The sequence below is a fragment of the Malikia granosa genome (genome assembly GCF_002980595.1).
GTDB lineage: Bacteria > Pseudomonadota > Gammaproteobacteria > Burkholderiales > Burkholderiaceae_C > Malikia > Malikia granosa.
In genome coordinates, this window is the sequence record NZ_PVLQ01000008.1 from 11,812 (window position 1) to 29,708 (window position 17,897).

15 protein-coding genes are annotated in these 17,897 nt (G+C 67.7%); 4 read left to right on the forward strand and 11 right to left on the reverse strand.

The window, feature by feature from the left end:
* Window positions 1-72 precede the first annotated feature (72 nt).
* On the forward strand, window positions 73-942 hold the full coding sequence (locus C6P64_RS01190) for a LysR substrate-binding domain-containing protein (RefSeq protein ID WP_211296774.1): 870 nt from the start codon (window positions 73-75) through the stop codon (window positions 940-942).
* Window positions 943-977: 35 nt separating this feature from the next.
* Here C6P64_RS01190 and C6P64_RS01195 read toward each other — a convergent pair whose 3' ends face one another.
* The 4 genes from C6P64_RS01195 to C6P64_RS01210 form a co-directional block, all read right to left on the reverse strand.
* Window positions 978-1,634, reverse strand: coding sequence for a LutC/YkgG family protein (locus C6P64_RS01195; protein WP_105746770.1), 657 nt, complete (start codon window positions 1,632-1,634; stop codon window positions 978-980).
* On the reverse strand, window positions 1,631-3,046 hold the full coding sequence (locus C6P64_RS01200; RefSeq protein WP_105746771.1) for a LutB/LldF family L-lactate oxidation iron-sulfur protein: 1,416 nt from the start codon (window positions 3,044-3,046) through the stop codon (window positions 1,631-1,633). The genes C6P64_RS01195 and C6P64_RS01200 overlap by 4 nt, the downstream gene beginning before the upstream one ends.
* A gap of 7 nt (window positions 3,047-3,053) precedes the next feature.
* Window positions 3,054-3,842 carry a (Fe-S)-binding protein gene (locus C6P64_RS01205; RefSeq protein ID WP_105746772.1) on the reverse strand — a complete coding sequence of 263 codons (789 nt, stop codon included), beginning with the start codon at window positions 3,840-3,842 and terminating at the stop codon, window positions 3,054-3,056.
* A 96-nt stretch (window positions 3,843-3,938) separates the two neighbouring features.
* On the reverse strand, window positions 3,939-5,642 hold the full coding sequence (locus tag C6P64_RS01210) for an L-lactate permease (protein WP_105746773.1): 1,704 nt from the start codon (window positions 5,640-5,642) through the stop codon (window positions 3,939-3,941).
* A gap of 312 nt (window positions 5,643-5,954) precedes the next feature.
* On the opposite strand from C6P64_RS01210, the gene C6P64_RS01215 reads away from it, so the two are divergent.
* Together C6P64_RS01215 and C6P64_RS01220 are read left to right on the forward strand one after the other, a co-directional pair.
* Complete coding sequence (locus tag C6P64_RS01215; RefSeq protein ID WP_105746774.1) at window positions 5,955-9,410, forward strand: pyruvate carboxylase; 3,456 nt, start codon at window positions 5,955-5,957, stop codon at window positions 9,408-9,410.
* An 84-nt stretch (window positions 9,411-9,494) separates the two neighbouring features.
* Window positions 9,495-10,031, forward strand: a complete 537-nt coding sequence (locus C6P64_RS01220) for a single-stranded DNA-binding protein (RefSeq protein WP_105746775.1) — start codon at window positions 9,495-9,497, stop codon at window positions 10,029-10,031.
* A 70-nt stretch (window positions 10,032-10,101) separates the two neighbouring features.
* Here the strand turns inward: C6P64_RS01220 and C6P64_RS01225 are convergent, their stop codons facing one another.
* The 4 genes from C6P64_RS01225 to C6P64_RS01235 all read right to left on the reverse strand — a co-directional run bounded on the left by C6P64_RS01225 (window position 10,102) and on the right by C6P64_RS01235 (window position 12,763).
* The gene (locus C6P64_RS01225) at window positions 10,102-10,797 is read right to left on the reverse strand and encodes a nuclease-related domain-containing protein (RefSeq protein WP_105746776.1); all 696 of its coding nucleotides are present in this window, start codon (window positions 10,795-10,797) and stop codon (window positions 10,102-10,104) included.
* A gap of 77 nt (window positions 10,798-10,874) precedes the next feature.
* A complete protein-coding gene (locus C6P64_RS18675) occupies window positions 10,875-11,009 on the reverse strand; it encodes a hypothetical protein (protein ID WP_281257926.1) in 135 nt (44 codons plus the stop codon).
* Window positions 11,010-11,215: 206 nt separating this feature from the next.
* Complete coding sequence (locus tag C6P64_RS01230) at window positions 11,216-12,088, reverse strand: pirin family protein (RefSeq protein WP_105746777.1); 873 nt, start codon at window positions 12,086-12,088, stop codon at window positions 11,216-11,218.
* Between the two features lie 72 nt (window positions 12,089-12,160).
* Window positions 12,161-12,763: an FMN-dependent NADH-azoreductase gene (locus C6P64_RS01235; protein WP_105746778.1), complete on the reverse strand. Its 603-nt coding sequence runs from the start codon at window positions 12,761-12,763 to the stop codon at window positions 12,161-12,163.
* Between the two features lie 94 nt (window positions 12,764-12,857).
* On the opposite strand from C6P64_RS01235, the gene C6P64_RS01240 reads away from it, so the two are divergent.
* The gene (locus tag C6P64_RS01240) at window positions 12,858-13,778 is read left to right on the forward strand and encodes a LysR family transcriptional regulator (protein WP_105746779.1); all 921 of its coding nucleotides are present in this window, start codon (window positions 12,858-12,860) and stop codon (window positions 13,776-13,778) included.
* A gap of 2 nt (window positions 13,779-13,780) precedes the next feature.
* Here the strand turns inward: C6P64_RS01240 and C6P64_RS01245 are convergent, their stop codons facing one another.
* From C6P64_RS01245 to C6P64_RS01255, 3 genes are read right to left on the reverse strand one after another with little or no spacing between them, the layout of a single operon-like run.
* Window positions 13,781-15,367: a gamma-glutamyltransferase family protein gene (locus C6P64_RS01245; RefSeq protein WP_105746780.1), complete on the reverse strand. Its 1,587-nt coding sequence runs from the start codon at window positions 15,365-15,367 to the stop codon at window positions 13,781-13,783.
* A gap of 6 nt (window positions 15,368-15,373) precedes the next feature.
* The gene (locus C6P64_RS01250; RefSeq protein ID WP_425436668.1) at window positions 15,374-17,182 is read right to left on the reverse strand and encodes a TRAP transporter large permease; all 1,809 of its coding nucleotides are present in this window, start codon (window positions 17,180-17,182) and stop codon (window positions 15,374-15,376) included.
* Window positions 17,182-17,775: a TRAP transporter small permease subunit gene (locus C6P64_RS01255; RefSeq protein WP_105746782.1), complete on the reverse strand. Its 594-nt coding sequence runs from the start codon at window positions 17,773-17,775 to the stop codon at window positions 17,182-17,184. The genes C6P64_RS01250 and C6P64_RS01255 overlap by 1 nt, the downstream gene beginning before the upstream one ends.
* Window positions 17,776-17,897: the final 122 nt, after the last annotated feature.

The window sequence follows — 17,897 nt, forward strand, 5'->3', positions numbered from 1 at the left end:
AGCGCCAGCCGTTGACTTCAGCCCCGGCAAGGCCAGTGGTGTACCCTCAGGCCTCCGATACCCAGAACTGCCATGGCCCGCCTCCATCGACTTCCTCCCATTCACACCCTTGCGGCTTTCGAGAGTGCGGCCCGGCTCGGCGGCTTCGCCCAGGCGGCCGCCGAACTGTGCATCACGCCCAGCGCGGTGAGCCACCGGATCCGGCAACTTGAAGCCTTGCTGGGCGAGCAATTGTTCGAGCGGTCGCCGACTGGTGTCCGCCTCAGTCCGGCCGGGCAGCGCACGCTGCAGGGCGTGCGCGAAGCCTTCGACAAGCTGGCACAGCTGTTCAACACGGAAACCCAGGGCATGCGGTTGACGGTCGGCTCGCCGCCTACCTTCGCGCGCAATCTGCTGATCCCGCACCTGCACGAGTTCTACCAGCAGTGGCCGGACATCGATCTCCAGCTGGCAGTGGCCGCACCGATGCAGGAGAAGCCGGAGCGCCATGACGTCGACATCCGCTTTGGCAAGCCACCTTTCGATGACCGGCTGTCGATCAAGCTGTTCGATGACCAGCTGCTGGTGCTGGCGGCTCCGGGTTATCTGGCCCGGCGTCCCCTGGCCTGTCCGGCCGACCTGGCCCATGCCGACCTGCTGCGTTCGCCGCTGGTGCCCTGGCTGCCCTGGATGGTCGCGGCAGGGCTCGAGGCGCGAGAACCTGCCCGGGGCCCGATGTTCACCGACCTGGGCTTCCTGCTCGAGGCTGCGGCGAGCGGCCTGGGGGTGGCCATCTGTCCAGGCCGCCTGGCACAGCACTGGCAGGAGAACGGTCAGCTCGTGGCGCTTTTCGAGGTCGCGGTCCCGTCGGAAAGCACTTACTACGCCCTGGTCAATCGCGAGGCTGCGCAGCGGCCTGAAGTCGGGGCCTTCCTGGACTGGCTGTGTGCCACTTTCGCCTGAGCCGCCGCGCGTTTCATTGACAGGCCTGGCGTGACTCAGCCAGCTACTTCTACCACCAGCACATGAAGGTAGCGCGGGCCATGCGCTCCCAGCACCAGGCTGCCCTCGATGTCGGTGGTGCCGCTCGCACCGGTGATCAGGTTCAGGTTGCGCGGCATCGGCTGGCCCGCTACCAGGGCGGCATAGTCGTCCAGGTAGGGCAGCAGCTTGTCGCCCGGCAGTACCACCAGGTGGTGCAGCGGCAGAAAGTTGCCCAGCACGGCCAGGTCCGGCCCTGAATGGAACACCAGTGAGCCGGTCTCGGCGATACCCCAGCGTGCGATGCCGACGGCCACCAGCTCCTTGGCTGCGACCGTCTCGTGCACCTCGAAGGCCGACCAATCCAGCGCCCGCAGTGCCTCATTCGGTTGCAGTGCGATCGACCGGGGCAGGCCCCAGGCCTGCAGGTAGTCGCTCACCGCCGCTGGCACCGAAGCCATCGAGGGCAGCCGGGTCGTGGTGGCCGCGACCCGCGGCGAGGTGACTTTCTCGATGAAGCGGTCGGCCAGGCTGCCCGCACCGGGCGCGGGGCGGGTAGCGTTTGGTTCTGCCAGCAAGGCCTGCGCCGCGCTGCGCACACTGGCCGCATCGACGCTGCGCTTGCCCAGGGCGGCGCGGACCTTGTTCAGGATGGCTTCACGGGTATTGCTCATGAGGATTGTCCTTTGCGGCGCTGGTACTGGGCCATGAAGCTGCTTGTCTCGGAGACCGGAAAGTCCCGGTGCCGGGTCCAGGCGCCCAGGCCGGGCATGCTGCTGATCCAGCCGTTGCGACCGAACAGGCGCATGGCGCGCAGCGCCAGGCCCTGGCCGAGCCGGTACAGCCAGGGCCGCGAGGCGACGAAGGTGAACAGGCCGAGTCCGATCCGGGTCGTGGTCGGCTCCAGCCCGTCCCGCCAGGAACGGTCGCGCCAGCCGCGCAGCAGGGTCGGCAGCGGAATCTTGACCGGGCAGACTTCCTGGCATTTGCCGTTGAGCGTGCAGGCATGGGCCAGGTCGCGCGATTTTTCCAGGCCGTCCAGCACCGGGGTCAGCACGGCGCCCATCGGGCCGGGGTAGGTGCCGCCGTAGGCATGGCCGCCGAGCTGGCGGAACACCACGCAGTGGTTCATGCAGGCGCCGCAGCGGATGCAGCGCAGCATCTCGCGCAGGCTCGCATCGGCCAGCATCTTGCTGCGCCCGTTGTCGACCAGCACGATGTGGAATTCTTCCGGACCGTCTAGATCGTCAGGGCGCCTGGGGCCGCAGTGGAAGGTGGTGTACTGGGTCACCTCGGCGCCGGTGGCCGAGCGCACCAGCAGCCGCAGCATGGCAAAGGCGTGCGACAGGCTGGGCACCAGCTTCTCGATGCCGGCGGTGACGATGTGCACGCGCGGCGGCGAAGTGGTCAGCTCGGCATTCCCCTCGTTGGTCACGGTGCAGGTGGCACCCGTGTCGGCGAGCAGGAAGTTGGCGCCCGAGATTGCCACGTCGGCGCTCAGGAACTTGTCGCGCAGCTCGCGGCGCGCGCTCTCGACCATGGCCTCGATGGTCTCCTCGCTGTGCGGCTGCTGGTGCGACTGCTTGAACAGCGCCGACACCTGCTCGCGGGTGCGGTGCATCGACGGCCAGATGATGTGCGAGGGCCGGTCGCCAGCCAGCTGCACGATATGCTCGGCCAGGTCGGTCTCGTAGCGCTCGAAGCCCGCCTCGTCCAGCGCGTGCGGCAGGCCGATTTCCTCGCCCAGCATCGACTTCACACGGGTCACCCGCTTGGCATTGGCCTGCTTGCACAGGTCGACCACGATGCGCGAAGCCTCCTCGGCCGTCGCGGCCCAGTGCACCTTGGCGCCCGAGGCGGTGGCATTGCGCTCGAACTCGAGCAGGTAGTGGTCCAGGTGGGCCACCACATGGTCCTTGATGCGCTGGCCCAGGTCGCGCGCGGCCTCGAACTGCGGGAAGGCCGCCACTGCCGCGGCGCGCTTCTTCTCGGCGTTGCCGGTGGTGCGGTCGATCGCGATTTTCAGCGTCGGATCGTCTAGCGCCGCCTGGGCACGGTCGTGGAAGGAAATCACCGAGGTCTGCATCGGGTCCTCACTTTCGGGCTGCGTTGGGAGGGAGTTCTGCCTTGCCCGCCAGCACTTCGGCGGTATGGAAGACGCGCACCGGCAAGCCCTGGCGCTGCAGCTTGCCGGCCATGTTCAGCAGGCAGCCGAGGTCGCCGCCGAGCAGGACCTGGGCTCCGCTGCGCTCGATGGCAGCCGCCTTCTCGCCGACGATGGCGTTGGAGATGGCCGGGTACTTGACGCAGAAGGTGCCGCCGAAGCCGCAGCAGACATCGTTGCCCTCCAGCGGCACCATGTCCAGTCCGTCGACCGCCGACAGCAGCTGGCGCGGCTGGGCAAATACCCCCAGCTCACGCAGGCCGGAGCAGCTGTCGTGATAGGTGGCGGTGGCCGGAAAGGCGCGTCCGGCGGGCCGGTAGTCCATCACGTCGACCAGGAAGCTGGTCAGCTCGAAGCAGCGCTCGGCCAGCCGGCTGGCCCGTTCGGCCCAGGCCGGGTCGTCGGCCAGCGCCTCCGGGTAATGGGCCTTCACCATGCCGATGCAGGACCCGGAGGGCGCCACGACATAGTCGTACCGCTCGAAGATCTCGATGAAGCGTCGTGCCAGCTTGGCCGTGTCCTGGGTGTCGCCGCTGTTGAAGGCCGGCTGGCCGCAGCAGGTCTGCTGGCTCGGCACCTCGACCTGGCAGCCAGCCTCCTCCAGCAGTTGCAGTGCCGAGAAGCCGACATTGGGCCGCATCGTGTCGACCAGGCAGGTCACGAACAGTGCCACCTTAGGGGAGGAGGGCTTTGTTTTCTTGACTCGGGAGTGGTTCATCTTCTCGGCACCTTTGGATGGCTGGAAAGCAAGACTCCCGGGAGTGCCGGCGGCGCTGTGCGCATACCGACGGACCCGGGTGATGTTCAGTGAGGCTCAGGGCAGTGTGACCCCGACCAGCGGATCAGTCCAGTTCAACACATACATGGAAATCATGGTCAGCGCACCCACCAGCGTCACGTAGTACAGGGTCGGGATGATGGTGCGACGCAGGATGGCACCTTCGCGGCCCATCAGGCCGACGGTGGCGGAGGCTGCGACCACGTTGTGGATGGCGATCATGTTGCCGGCTGCCGCACCGATGGATTGCGCCGCCACCATCGAGGCGCCACTGACACCCAGCAATTGCGCCACGCTGTACTGGTACTGGCTCAGCATCAGGTTGGATACCGTGTTCGAGCCGGCCAGGAAGGCTCCCAGTGCGCCCACGGTCGGGGCGAACATCGGATAGACGTCGCCCACCGCGCCCGCCACCCAGCGCGCCATGGTGATCGGCATGCTGGCCATCTCGTTGGCATTGACGCCCGACAGGATCATGATGCGCACCATCGGCACGGTGAACAGCAGCACGAAACCAGCGCCGACCAGGGTGCCGCTGGACTCGCGTGCCGCCTGGGCAAAGTCGCTCAGCTTGGCGCGATGCAGCACGACGGTCAGCAGGCAGACGAACACCATGATGCCACCCGGCAGGTAGAGCGGCTGGATCATGCTGCTGACGCCGGTCTCGCCCAGGATGTCGCGCAGGCCGAAGCTGTAGGACTGCAGCCAGGTCTTGAACGAGGGGATGGTCCGGCTCAGCACCAGGGTCAGGGCCAGCAGGCCATAGGGCAGCCAGGCCAGCCAGGTCGGGATCGAGCGGGTGGTGATGCTGTCGAGCTTCATCTCGATATTGCCCATCCATTCAGCCGGCCATTCCTTGGCGTCGGCAAAGTCCCAGCTTTTCTTGGGCATCAGGAAGCCCGAGCGCGCGGCCAGGGTCGTGATGGCCAGGCCCACCAGGCCGCCGATCACCGACGGGAACTCCGGGCCCAGGTAGAAAGCCGCCAGGGTGTAGGGCACGGTGAAGGCGAAAGCCGCGAACAGCGCAAATGGAATGGCTGGCAGCGCCTCGGTCCAGGAGCGGTTGCGACCGAAGAAGCGGGTCATGAACATGACCAGGAACACCGGAATCAGGGTGCCCGCGATCGCATGGCCCAGTGCCACCCGTTCCACCACCAGGTGGAAGAAGTCACCCCAGGTCTGGCCCTGGGATTGCAGCAGCTCCGTCATGGTTTCACGCTGCAGGCCACCTTGCACACCCACCAGCAGCGGGGTGCCGACGGCGCCAAACGACACCGGGGAGGACTGGATGATCATGCCGAACAGCACCGCCGACAGGGCCGGGAAGCCCACCGCCACCATCAGCGGACCGGCCACGGCGGCCGGTGTGCCGAAGCCGGAGGCGCCCTCGATGAAGCAGCCGAACAGCCATGCGATCAGGATCGCCTGGATGCGGCGGTCCGGCGTAATGCGGGTGAAGCCGCTGCGGATGCTGGCAATGCCGCCGGAATGCTTGAGCGTGTTGAGCAGCAGCAGCGCGCCAAAGATGATCCACAGCACCTGCACCGTGATGATGAGGCCCTCGATCGTGGCTGCGGCGACGCGGTTGAAGCTGACGCCCCAGGACAGCAGGGCGATCAGGGCAGTGACCAGATAGACCAGCGGCATGGCCTTCTTGGCTGACCAGCCCAGGCCTATCAACAGGACGCCTGATAGGGCGATTGGCGTGAATGCCAGCAATGCTTGAATGCCAAGGTTCATTGGATGCTTTCTTTGTTTTTGATATGAATTCCCAGCCACGCACTGAAGCGACAGCTGCTGTCTCGCAAGGATGTCAGGTGAATGGGCGCCGATTCTCTGGGCTAATTACTGGGCCGGCAAACGAATTTTTTTGATCCGGAGCGACAAAAACATTCAGTGCGGGTTAACCCTGATTTCGTGCGTCCGGCGCTTCCTGCACTGCTGCCCGACTGGTTCAATTGCACCGTTCTAATCCGTATCCGCCTTGCTCTTCAGGCCTGTTCCCCACAAGGGGTCCGGCCGTCCAGATCCGAACCAACCCTGATGAATCACATGAAAACCCGACCCGTCCGTTCCCTGCTCGTCGCCAACCGAGGCGAGATCGCGATCCGCGTGATGCGGGCCGCGACCGAGATGGGACTGCGCACGGTGGCGGTCTACTCGCACGAGGACCGCTTTGCGCTGCACCGCTTCAAGGCCGACGAGGCCTACCTGGTGGGCGCCGGCCAGAAGCCGATTGCCGCCTACCTCGACATTGCCGAGATCATCCGCGTCGCCAAGGAAGCCAAGGTCGACGCGATCCACCCGGGCTACGGCTTCCTGTCCGAGAATCCCGACTTCGCCGACGCCTGCGAGGCCGCCGGCATCGCCTTCATCGGCCCCAAGGGCGACGTCATGCGCACCCTGGGCAACAAGGTGGCGGCGCGCAACCTGGCGCAGTCGGTTGGCGTGCCGGTGATGCCGGCGACGCCGCCCTTGTCACGCGATTCAGATGAGGCGCTGGCCGCCGCCGCCGAGATCGGCTATCCCGTCATGCTCAAGGCCAGTTGGGGTGGGGGCGGGCGCGGCATGCGCATCATCGCCAACGAGCAGGAGCTGCTGACCCAGATGCCGGTCGCGCGCAGCGAGGCGCTGGCGGCCTTTGGCAACGATGAGATCTACCTCGAGAAGCTGGTGCAGCGCGCGCGCCATGTCGAGGTCCAGCTGCTGGGCGATGCCCACGGCCACCTGTTGCACCTGTACGAGCGTGACTGCACCGTGCAGCGGCGCAACCAGAAGGTGGTCGAGCGCGCCCCGGCCCCTTACCTCGATCCCGCCACCCGCCACGCGCTGTGCGAAGCCGCGCTGAAGCTGGGCCGCGCGGTCAATTACACCCACGCCGGAACGGTCGAGTTCCTGATGGACGCCGACACCGGCGCCTTCTACTTCATCGAGGTCAACCCGCGCATCCAGGTCGAGCACACCGTGACCGAGCAGGTCACCGGCATCGACCTGGTCAAGGCGCAGATCGCCATCACCCAGGGCGCGCAGATCGGCGTGGAAGGCGGCGTGGTGCCGATCCAGGACGGCATCCGGCTGCGCGGCCATGCGCTGCAATGCCGCGTCACGACCGAAGACCCCGAGAAGGGCTTCGTGCCCGACTACGGCCAGCTCTCGACCTATCGCTCCACCGGGGGCTTTGGCGTGCGTCTCGATAGCGGCACCGCCTACTCGGGCGCGGTCATCACCCCCTACTATGACAGCCTGCTGGTCAAGGTCACCACTTGGGGCGCGACCTCGGACGACGCGATCGCGCGCATGGACCGCTCGCTGCGCGAATTCCGTATCCGCGGCGTGGCCACCAACCTGGCTTTCCTGGAAAACCTGATCGACCACCCGCTGTTTAGGAGCGGCGAGTGCACGACCCGCTTCATCGACCAGACGCCCGGGCTGCTCAAGGTCGCGCCCAAGCGTGACCGCGCCACCAAGCTGCTCAAGTACCTGGGCGAAGTGACCGTCAACGGCCACCCCGAGATGAAGGGCCGCGTGCTGCCCACGCTGCCGCTGGCCGCGCCGATCAAGCCGGCCTGCGACCTGAGCCAGCCGGTGCCGCAGGGCACGCGCGAGCTGTTCAAGACCTTGGGCCCGGGCAGCTTTGCCCAGTGGATCAAGGGCCAGCAGCGCGTGCTGCTGACCGACACCACCATGCGCGACGCGCACCAGTCCTTGCTGGCCACCCGCATGCGCACCCACGACATGCTGGAGATCGCGCCGCACTACGCGCGCCTGGCGCCTAACCTGTTCTCGCTCGAATGCTGGGGTGGCGCGACGTTTGACGTCGCGATGCGCTTCCTGGGCGAGGACCCGTGGCAGCGCCTGGCGCAGATCCGCGCCGCGGTGCCCAACGTGTTGCTGCAGATGCTGCTGCGCGCCTCCAACGCGGTCGGCTACACCAACTATCCCGACAACGTCGTCAAGTACTTCGTGCAGCAGGCAGCCAAGGGCGGCATCGACGTCTTCCGCGTCTTCGACTCGCTCAATTCGGTCGAGAACATGCGGGTAGCGATGGACGCGGTCAACGAGACCGGCGCGCTGTGCGAGGCCGCCATCTGCTACACCGGTGACCTGTTCGACCCGAGCCGCAGCAAGTACGACCTGGCCTATTACGTGAAGATGGCCAAGCAGCTCGAGCGCGCCGGCGCCCATGTGCTGGCGATCAAGGACATGGCCGGCGTCTGCCGCCCGCGTGCCGTGTCCGCCCTGGTCAAGGCGCTCAAGGAAGAGACCGGCCTGCCGATCCACTTCCACACCCACGACACCAGCGGCCTGGCCGGCGCCAGCGTGCTGGCGGCGATCGACGCCGGCTGCGACATCGTCGACGGCGCGCTCGACGCCATGAGCGGCCTGACCTCGCAGCCCAACCTGGGCAGCATCGTCGCGGCACTCGAAGGTTCGCCGCGCGACCCGGGCGTGAGCCAGGAGGCGCTGCGCGGCCTGTCCCACTACTGGGAAGGCGTGCGCCGCTACTACAGCCCGTTCGAGAGCGAGATCCGCTGCGGCACCTCCGACGTGTACCGCCACGAAATGCCCGGCGGCCAGTACACCAATCTGCGCGAGCAGGCCCGCTCGATGGGCCTGGAGCCGCGCTGGCCCGAGGTGGCCGAGGCCTATGCCCAGGTCAACCGGCTGTTCGGCGACATCGTCAAGGTCACGCCCACCTCCAAGGTGGTCGGCGACCTCGCGCTGTTCATGGTCGCCAACGACCTGACCCCGGCTGACGTCGCCAACCCCGAGCGCGAGATCGCCTTCCCCGAGTCGGTGGTGCAGCTGATGCGCGGGGAGCTCGGTTTCCCGGCCGACGGCTTCCCCGAGGCGCTGCAGAAGAAGGTGCTCAGGGGCCAGGCGCCGCTGACGGGTCGCCCGGGCGAGCACCTGCCCGCCGTGGACCTGGAGGCCGCGCGCGAGCAGGCGCAGAAGCTCGTCGGCCACGCAGTCAACGACCAGGAGCTGGCCTCCTACCTGATGTACCCCAAGGTCTACCAGAGCTACAGCCGCCAGCGCAGCCACTATGGCGACGTCAGCGTGATCCCGACACCGGCCTACTTCTACGGCCTGCAGGACCACGAGGAGATCGCGGTCACGATCGACCAGGGCAAGACGCTGCACCTGCGCCTCGAAGGCCGCACGCCGGCCGACGATGAAGGCCGCTGCCGCCTGTTCTTCGAGCTCAACGGCCAGCCGCGCATGACGCGGGTGGCGCTGCTGGGCGCGGCGGTCAACGCCAAGGCGTTGCGCCAGGCCGAGGAGGGCAACCCGGCCCAGGTGGCCGCACCGATGCCGGGCACGGTGGCTCGGGTGGCAGTCAAGGAGGGCCAGCGCGTGCTCAAGGGCGATGTGCTCGCCAGCATCGAGGCGATGAAGATGGAGAGCCTGGTGCTGGCCGAGCGCGAGGCGACGGTCAAGGCGATCCATGTGCGGCATGGCGATGCGGTATCGGCCAAGGCGCTGCTGATGGAGCTGGCGGACTGAATAATGGCCCTGGTGGGGCCTGTTGTCGCTATTTCAAATGCTGCACAATCCCAGCCCTGAACACAGCTTAGAGAGGTCCCAACTATGGCATCCGTCAACAAAGTCATCCTGGTCGGCAACGTCGGCCGCGACGCCGAAATCCGCTACCTGCCCTCGGGCGCGGCGGTCGCCAACGTCACGCTCGCGACCTCGAGCCGGCGCAAGGACCGCAACAGCGGCGAGATGGTCGAGGACACCCAGTGGCACCGGGTCCAGTTCTTCGACCGCCTGGCCGAGATCGCCGGCGAATATGTCAAGAAGGGCCGCCCGATCTACGTCGAGGGCCGGCTGAAGTACGGCAAGTACACCGACCAGTCCGGCGTCGAGCGCAACACGGTCGACATCATCGCGACCGAGCTGCAGCTGCTCGGCGGCCGCGAGGGCATGGGTGGCGGTGACCGCGGCGGCATGGAAGAGGGCGGCGAGCGCCCGGCCTACGCCCCGCGTGCGGCGGCCCCGGCTGCGCGTCCGGCCATGGCCGCACGTCCTGCTCCGGCACCGCGTCCGGCTCCCGCACCGGCTGCAACGCCGGCCCCGGGTGGCAGTGGTTTCGACGATTTCGACGACGACGTGCCGTTCTAAGCCTTCGCGCCCGAGCGTCAAAAAGCCCGCTGCAGGCAACTGCAGCGGGCTTTTTTTCCGCCAGCCGGCCTCAGTTCAGCCAGAGGAAGATCGCGCTGGTGACGAGGGCGCCCAGCAGCAGCGCCGCCAGCCCGTAAGCAAGGCTCTTCATCCGGTTCGGCGCCGGCGGCGCGGGCTGCTGCGGCACTGGCTCATGCCGGGCATGGTGCTCGTGCGGATGGTGATGGGCAGGATGATGCGCCGCCTGCGTCGGCCTGCTCGCGGCCTTCGATTGCGTGAGCTGGTTCACGATGGCGTTGACCTCGGCGTCCGACAGGATGACCTTCTTGAAGCTCTTGATGTAGTCGGTGAAGCCTTCCGAGATCACGTTGTCCGGCACCTCGCCCTTCAGGTAGACCTGGCCGCTGGTGAAGAACACGGCGGCATGGAAATGGCTGCCCGGCAGCTCGAGGGCTTCCTGCAAGGCATGGGCCTCGTGGCTGACCTGGCGCACCGGGTTCGGGATCTCGATCGATTGCTCATCGCGGTACTGGGTCCAGTTGATGCCGGGATTGGCCTGGAACGAGCCCGAGTCGCTGTTTTCCTCGATGACGAAGATGCCGTAGTTGGACACGATGACATGATTGGCCCGGGTCGTGACGCCCGAGTGCCGGATCGTGACCAGGCCGAGTCGGTGATAGGCCCGCGGGTCGAGAAACAGCCAGGGTATGTCCTCGCTCGAGGTCGAGGCATAGGGGGCGTGGGCGGTCGCGTGGGGATGGGACATAGGGGCTGGGATGCTTGTTCAGTCATGCGCAGGGCGGTCGAGGCGCTGTAACTGCCGCAGGGCAGGGGCAGTATTCCTCAATACCGGCACCGCTCCTTCAATCGACTTCTAGTCAAATTGCTGCGCTTCTTCGCCTGCTTGATACGCCAGGCGGCAGCGCAAGCAGCCAAAATCAGGCCGCTGCCGATCAGTCCGAGGGTCACCAGTTCCATTTCTGCCGGATTTTTGATTCATTATGCCGAATTAGGCCACATATCCTGCATGGTAGCCGAGCGCTCACGCTCTGGGTACCGAATCCGGGCCTTGGCTTCGCTGCCCGGCCGTCCCTCTTGCGCTGGACAGACAAAAAGCCAGCCCGTCCTGCGACGGCTGGCTTGGGGTTCGGTGGGCGCCACGTCGGGCGCCCGGGCGCGGGGCTTCAGCCCAGCTTGCCGGCGCGGAAGTCCTGGATCGCCTGGTAGATCTCGGCCTCGCTGTTCATCACGAAGGGACCGTATTGCGCGATCGGCTCGTTGAGGGGCCGGCCCGCGATCAGCAGCAGCTTGGCATCCGCGCTGGCCTCGATGCGCACGCCGTCGGCACCCGGATCGTTGGCCAGGATCGCCATGCGCTGCATCGGCACCGCCTGGCCGCCCAGGCTGACCGCGCCGCGGTAGACATAGACGAAGGCGTTGTGGCCCGCTGGCAGCGCCTGCTCGAAGCGGGTGCCGGCCGGCAGGTGCAGGTCCAGATACAGCGGCTCGGTCGTCTCGCGCGTCACCGCGCCGGTCACGCTATGGCTTGCGCCCGCGATCACCGTGACCGCCACGCCCTCGGCCGTGGTGAAGCGGGGCAGCTCGGCCTGCGGGATGTCGCGGTACCAGGGCGGATTCATCTTGTCGCGCGCCGGCAGGTTGAGCCAGAGCTGGAAGCCTTCCATCACGCCGGCTTCCTGTTGCGGGATTTCGGAGTGGATCAGGCCGCTGCCGGCCGTCATCCACTGCACGTCGCCGTTCTGCAGCAGGCCTTCGTGGCCTGCGCTGTCGCGGTGCAGCATGCGCCCGGCGATCATGTAGGTCACGGTCTCGAAGCCGCGGTGCGGGTGATTCGGGAAGCCGGCGATGTAGTCGTCCGGGTTCTCGCTGCCGAAGGCGTCGAGCATCAGGAAAGGGTCGAGCCGGCGCTGCAGGTCCTGCGTCAGCACGCGGGTCAGCTTGACGCCAGCGCCGTCCGAAGTCGGGTGGCCGACGATCAGGCGTTCGACGCGGCGCGGCTGGCTGACGATGGTGGAGGGGAGGGCGTTCGGGGTCATGGTCGGCACTTTCCTGATGGCAGGGCGCTATCCCGGCTGGGCGTGCCCTGCGTTCTATTCAATCGAGGGGGATCAGGCAGCCAGCGCAGCTTCCAGATCGGCTTCGGCCTGGGCGAAACCCTTGGCGGCGGCTTCGGGGCCCATGTTCAGGCCTTCGGCGAACACGAAGCGCACATCGCTCATGCCCAGGAAGCCCAGCACCGACTTCAGGTAGGGGGTCTGGCTGTCGTTCGGGGTGTCGCGGTAGATACCGCCACGGGCCAAGGCGACATAGACCGTCTTGCCCTGGACCAGGCCGACCGGGCCGGTTTCGGTGTACTTGAAGGTCACGCCGGCGCGGGCCACGGCGTCGATCCAGTTCTTCAGCTGGGTCGAGACGCCGAAGTTGTACATCGGCACGCCCAGCACGATCGCGTCATGGGCCTGCAGCTCGGCGATCAGCGCGTCGTAGCCAGCGACGGCGGCGGCCTGCTCGGCGCTGCGCTGCTCGGCCGGGGTGAACAGGGCACCCAGCATGGCTTCGTCGAGGGCCGGCACCGGCTGGACGGCCAGGTCGCGCAGGGTCACGGTCGCGCCCGGATGGGCGGCTTGCAGGCGCTCGGTGACGCGGTTGGCGACCTTGGTCGAGTTGGCACCTTCGCGGCGGGCACTGGCGTTGATTTGCAGGATCTTCATGGTCGGTTTTCCTTGGGTGGGGAGGGAATGGCGCTACTGTATTTGTTGTTTAAACCGATGTGAATCCGTCTGGATGGATATCATTGTTCCTGTAATGGAACAATCTGCCGCGATCGATCCCAATGATCTGCTGCTGTTCGCTCGCGTGGCCGAGCTCGGCAGCTTCAGCCGCGCCGCCGAGCGGCTCGGCTTGCCGAAGTCGACCGTCTCGCGCCGCCTGGCGACGCTCGAGTCGCTGCTGGGCGAGCGCCTGCTGCAGCGAACCACAAGGCGCCAGCAGCTGACCGACTTCGGCCAGCTGCTGCTGGAGCACGCGCGCCAGGTGGTGCTGGAGGTCGAGGCGGTCGCTGCCCTGCGCGAGCAGCGCCAGGCCGCGCCGAGCGGGCGGCTGCGGGTCTCGATGCCGAGCGACTTCGCCAACCTGCTGCTGGCCGACACGCTGGCGGCCTTCTGCGCGCTGCACCCGGCGATCACGCTCGAGCTCGACCTGTCGCCGCGCCGGGTCGACCTGCTGGCCGAGGGCTTCGATGTCGCGCTGCGCATGGGCGAGCTGCCCGACGACGCCTCGCTGGCGGCGCGCCGGCTCACCGTGTTCAGCAACGGGCTCTACGCCGCGCCCGACTACCTGGCCGAGCATGGCGACCCGACCTGCCCGGAGGAACTGCTGCGGCACCAGGCGGTGCGCCTGCTGGGACGCCGTGGCGAGCCCGCGCCCTGGGTGCTGCGCTGCAACGATCAGGCCTGGCAGGGCCTGCCGCCCGGGCGGGTCAGCGCCAATTCGCCCGAATTCCTGATCCGCATGGCGCGTGCCGGTGCCGGCATCGCGGCCGTGCCAGACTGGTTCGCGCAGCCCATGCTGCAGCGCGGCGAACTGCGCCGCGTGCTGCCAGCCTGGCAGTTGCCGCCGCATCCGGCCTGGGCGGTGTTCCCGGGCCGCAAGCTGATGCCGGCACGCACGCGGGTCTTCATCGACATGCTGCAGGCGGCGCTGGCCGGCAGCGTGGCGCAGGCCTAGCCTCAGACAGCGGCCACCACCCCGTCGCTGCGCGGATCGACCGCGCCCTCGATCACGCCGTCGGGGTGGCGCACCAGCGCGCCGGCATGGCCCATGGTGTCGCTGAAGGCCTCGGGCAGCAGCTCTACCAGATGGCCGGCTTCGCGCAGGGCCTGCACCAGCGCCGGATCGAAGCGCTGTTCCAGCTTGAGCGTGGTGCTGACGTCGCCCCAGGTGCGGCCCAGCAGCCAGCGCGGCGCCGTCACGGCCTGCTGCAGGCCCTGGCCAAAGCGGGCGTAGCGGGTGAAGACTGCCGCCTGCGTCTGCGGCTGGCCTTCGCCGCCCATGGTGCCGTAGGGCATGACCCGGCCGTCGTCGAACAGCGCCAGCGACGGATTCAGGGTGTGGAAGGGCTTGCGGCCCGGCTCCAGGCAGTTCAGCGCCTTCGGGTCGAGCGAGAAGCTGATGCCGCGGTTCTGCCAGCAGATGCCGCTGTCCTGCAGCACGGTGCCGGAGCCGAACTCCCAGTACACGCTCTGGATGAAGCTCACCGCACGACCCTGGCGGTCGATGGCTCCCATCCAGATGGTGTCGCCCGGGCTGGCCGGATCGGGCCAGGGCAGGGCGCGATCCGGGTCGATCTCGGCCGCCAGCGCCGTCAGCGCCTCGGGCTGCAGGAAGCCGCGCGGGTCGGCCGGCAGGCGGCCCGGGTCGGTGACGACGCGATCGCGCACCCGGAAGGCGCGCTTGGTGGCCTCCACCAGTCCGTGCAGGTGGGCAAAGCCCTCGCCCTCGGTCACGCCCAGGCGCTCGAACAGGCCCAGGATCATCAGCGCCGCGAGCCCCTGCGTCGGCGGCGGCAGGTTGTAGACCGTGCTGTCGCCCAGGCGTACCGCCAGCGGCTCGACGAGCTGGGCCCGGTAGGCGGCCAGGTCGCTGCCGCGCAGCGGGCTGCCCAGCCGTTCGAGCTCTGCGCCGATGCGCTGCGCGAGCTCGCCGCGGTAGAAGTCGTCCAGCCCGCGCTCGGCCAGCTGGCCCAGGGTGCGGCCCAGCGCCGGCTGGCGCAGCAGATGGCCGGGCGCCGGGGGTTCGCCGTTGACCAGGTAGGCCTGGGCGAAGCCCGGCGCGTCCTTCAGCCCTGCCAGCTTGGCGCGTGTCAGCGCCGACTGGCTGTCGGTCACGACGACGCCATCCTGCGCATGGCGGATCGCATCCTGCAGCAGCCGGGGCAGCGGCAGCGCCGGGCCCCAGGCCGACGCCACCTCGAGCGCGCGCTGCCAGCCGCCCACCGTGCCGGCCACGGTGAGGGCCGCAGTGGCGCCGCGCGGCGGGATCGCGTCCAGCCCGGCGTAGAAGTCCCGGCTGGCCATTGTCGCCGCAGGACCGCTGGCGTCGATGGCGACCGGTGCCCGGCCGGGCTCGTGGATCAGCCAGAAGCCATCGCCGCCGATCGCGTTCATGTGCGGATAGACCACGGCGATGGTCGCCGCCGCCGCCACCATGGCTTCGACGGCGTTGCCGCCGTCGCGCAGCACGTCGCGGCCGGCCTGGGCGGCCATGTGATGCGGCGCGACCTGCATGCCGCCCAGGGCCTTGAGGGTATGGATCATCTCGCCTTACCAGCCGCGTTGCGTCGTGCCGCCCTCATTGCCGGAACCGGCCTCGCCCGAGGTTCCGGCTCCGCCTGCAGGGGCGTCCGTGCCCGTGGCGGGCTGGCCCCCGGCCGCGCCGCCGAAGCTGTCGCCCTGCGCGCCCCAGCCGCCTTCGCCTTGGGCGTTGCCGCCGGCATCGCCCTCGACCGTGATCTCGATGGTGTCCAGGTTGACCTCGACCTTCTTGTCCAGCGTGAAGGTCACCAGACCCGGGAACACCATCAGCACGACCACCATCACCAGTTGCATGAACACGAAGGGGATCGAGCCGCGGTAGATGTCCATGGTCTTGACGCCGGCCACGCGCTTGCTGGTCACGCGGTCGATGAAGTCCTTCGCCGGCGCCACGCTGCGCAGGTAGAACAGCGCGAAACCGAACGGCGGGGTCAGGAACGAGGTCTGCAGGTTCATCGCCAGCAGCACGCCGAACCACACCAGGTCGATGCCGAGCTTGTCGGCAACCGGGGCCAGCAGCGGGATCAGGATGAAGGCGATCTCGAAGAAGTCGATGAAGAAGCCAAGGAAGAAGATCACCGTGTTGACGAACACCAGGAAGCCGATCTCGCCGCCGGGCAGCTTGTCGAACAGGTGCTCGACCCAGACCGGGCCGTCGATCGCGGTGAAGGTGAAGCTGAAGATGGTCGAGCCGATCAGGATGAACAGCACGAAGCAGGACAGCCTGGCGGTGGACTCCAGGCCTTGCTTGAGCTGCGCCATGTCGAGCTTGCCACGCGAGAACGCCATGATCATGCCGCCGACCGCGCCCATCGCGCCGCCCTCGGTCGGGGTCGCCACGCCGAGGAAGATGGTGCCCAGCACCAGGAAGATCAGCGCCAGCGGCGGGATCAGCACGAAGGTGACGCGCTCGGTGATGCGCGACAGCAGGCCCAGGCCGGTGAGCTTGTTGATCATCGCGGCCAGCCAGGCGAACAGGGTGCCACCGGTGAGCGCGACCACGATGACCTCGTCCGTCGCCGGCGTGACTTCGCTGCCCTTGAAGGCGGACAGGATCTCGCCGTAGTAGAGGCCGAACAAGACGGCCACGACCGTGACGAACAGGGTGAAGACGCCGAGCGAGCGCATGCCCGAACTGCCGTCGGGCTCGCGGTAGGTGCGCGCCTCGGGTGGCAGGGCCGGCACCATGGCGGGCTTGAAGATCGCCAGGCCGATGATGAACAGCACATACAGGCCGATCAGGATGAAGGCCGGAATGAAGGCCCCCTTGTACAGATCACCGACGCTGCGGCCGAGCTGGTCGGCGATCACGATCAGCACCAGGGAAGGCGGCACGATCTGCGCCAAGGTCCCCGATGCGGTGATGGCACCGCTGGCGACCGCCGGACTGTAGCCATAGCGCAGCATGATCGGCAGCGAGATCAGGCCCATCGAGATCACGGCCGCGGCCACCACGCCGGTGGTCGCCGCCAGCAGCGCGCCGACGAAGATCACCGCCAGCGCCAGGCCGCCGCGGATCGGGCCGAACACCTGGCCGACCGTGTCGAGCAGCTCCTCGGCCATGCCGCTGCGCTCCAGCACCAGCCCCATCAGCGTGAAGAAGGGAATCGCCAGCAGGGTGTCGTTCTGGATGATGCCGATCACCCGCAGCGGCAGCGCCTGGAACAGGCTGGGCGGCAGCAGGCCCAGCTCGATGCCGGCAAAGCCGAACAGCAGGCCGCAGGCAGCCAGCGCGAACGCGACCGGGAAGCCGGTCAGCAGCAGCATCAGCAGCGACCCGAACATCATTTCGGGCGCATGGGCAGTAAAGAGTTCGATCATTTCTGCACCTCTTCGGTGGCATTAAGCTGGGGCTGGGCCGGCGAGTCGGCGTTGCCGTCATGGCCGCCCTCGAGCAGCGGATTGGGGGCCTTGCCCTGCAGGAAGGCCAGGCGCTTGATCAGTTCCGAGATCGCCTGCAGGCCGAGCAGGGCAAAGCCGGCCGGCACCAGGGCGTAGACCGGCCAGCGGATCAGGCCGCCGGCGTTGGACGACATCTCGCCCGAGGCGTAGGCGCCGGCCACGACAGGCCAGGCAAACTCGATCATGAACCAGCACATCGGCAGCAGGAACAGGAGGATGCCGACGATGTCGATGTAGGTGCGCACCCGCATCGACAGCTTGCCGGCGACCACGTCGATGCGGACATGGGCGTTCTGCAGGAAGGTGTAGCCGGCGCCCAGCAGGAAGACCGCGCCGAACAGGTACCACTGGATCTCGAGGAAGGCGTTCGAGCCGACGTTGAAGGCCTTGCGCGCCACCGCGTTGCTGGCGCTGATCACCGCCGCGGCCAGCACCAGCCAGATGATGAACTTGCCGAAGAACCGGCTCACGGCATCGATGATGCGTGACAAGCGAAGTAGGGTGTCCATGGGGATCGCTTTTGAGCTTGCAAAAAACAAAATGCCGAGCTAGGCCTGGGCTTCGCTCGGCGGAAGGATGAGATGCTTGAAGGCCCGGGCCGGCGATCAGCGGGTGACAGGGTCAGTCCCCG

What these genes read in the sequence shown, in the direction of transcription:
- C6P64_RS01205 (WP_105746772.1), bottom strand. Translation starts at nt 3,842, where the DNA reads ATGAACCACTCCCGAGTCAAGAAAACAAAGCCCTCCTCCCCTAAGGTG.
- C6P64_RS01200 (WP_105746771.1), bottom strand. Translation starts at nt 3,046, where the DNA reads ATGCAGACCTCGGTGATTTCCTTCCACGACCGTGCCCAGGCGGCGCTA.
- C6P64_RS01195 (WP_105746770.1), bottom strand. Translation starts at nt 1,634, where the DNA reads ATGAGCAATACCCGTGAAGCCATCCTGAACAAGGTCCGCGCCGCCCTG.
- C6P64_RS01220 (WP_105746775.1), top strand. Translation starts at nt 9,495, where the DNA reads ATGGCATCCGTCAACAAAGTCATCCTGGTCGGCAACGTCGGCCGCGAC.
- C6P64_RS01240 (WP_105746779.1), top strand. Translation starts at nt 12,858, where the DNA reads ATGGAACAATCTGCCGCGATCGATCCCAATGATCTGCTGCTGTTCGCT.
- C6P64_RS01190 (WP_211296774.1), top strand. Translation starts at nt 73, where the DNA reads ATGGCCCGCCTCCATCGACTTCCTCCCATTCACACCCTTGCGGCTTTC.
- C6P64_RS01235 (WP_105746778.1), bottom strand. Translation starts at nt 12,763, where the DNA reads ATGAAGATCCTGCAAATCAACGCCAGTGCCCGCCGCGAAGGTGCCAAC.
- C6P64_RS01230 (WP_105746777.1), bottom strand. Translation starts at nt 12,088, where the DNA reads ATGACCCCGAACGCCCTCCCCTCCACCATCGTCAGCCAGCCGCGCCGC.
- C6P64_RS01225 (WP_105746776.1), bottom strand. Translation starts at nt 10,797, where the DNA reads ATGTCCCATCCCCACGCGACCGCCCACGCCCCCTATGCCTCGACCTCG.
- C6P64_RS01210 (WP_105746773.1), bottom strand. Translation starts at nt 5,642, where the DNA reads ATGAACCTTGGCATTCAAGCATTGCTGGCATTCACGCCAATCGCCCTA.
- C6P64_RS18675 (WP_281257926.1), bottom strand. Translation starts at nt 11,009, where the DNA reads ATGGAACTGGTGACCCTCGGACTGATCGGCAGCGGCCTGATTTTGGCT.
- C6P64_RS01245 (WP_105746780.1), bottom strand. Translation starts at nt 15,367, where the DNA reads ATGATCCATACCCTCAAGGCCCTGGGCGGCATGCAGGTCGCGCCGCAT.
- C6P64_RS01255 (WP_105746782.1), bottom strand. Translation starts at nt 17,775, where the DNA reads ATGGACACCCTACTTCGCTTGTCACGCATCATCGATGCCGTGAGCCGG.
- C6P64_RS01215 (WP_105746774.1), top strand. Translation starts at nt 5,955, where the DNA reads ATGAAAACCCGACCCGTCCGTTCCCTGCTCGTCGCCAACCGAGGCGAG.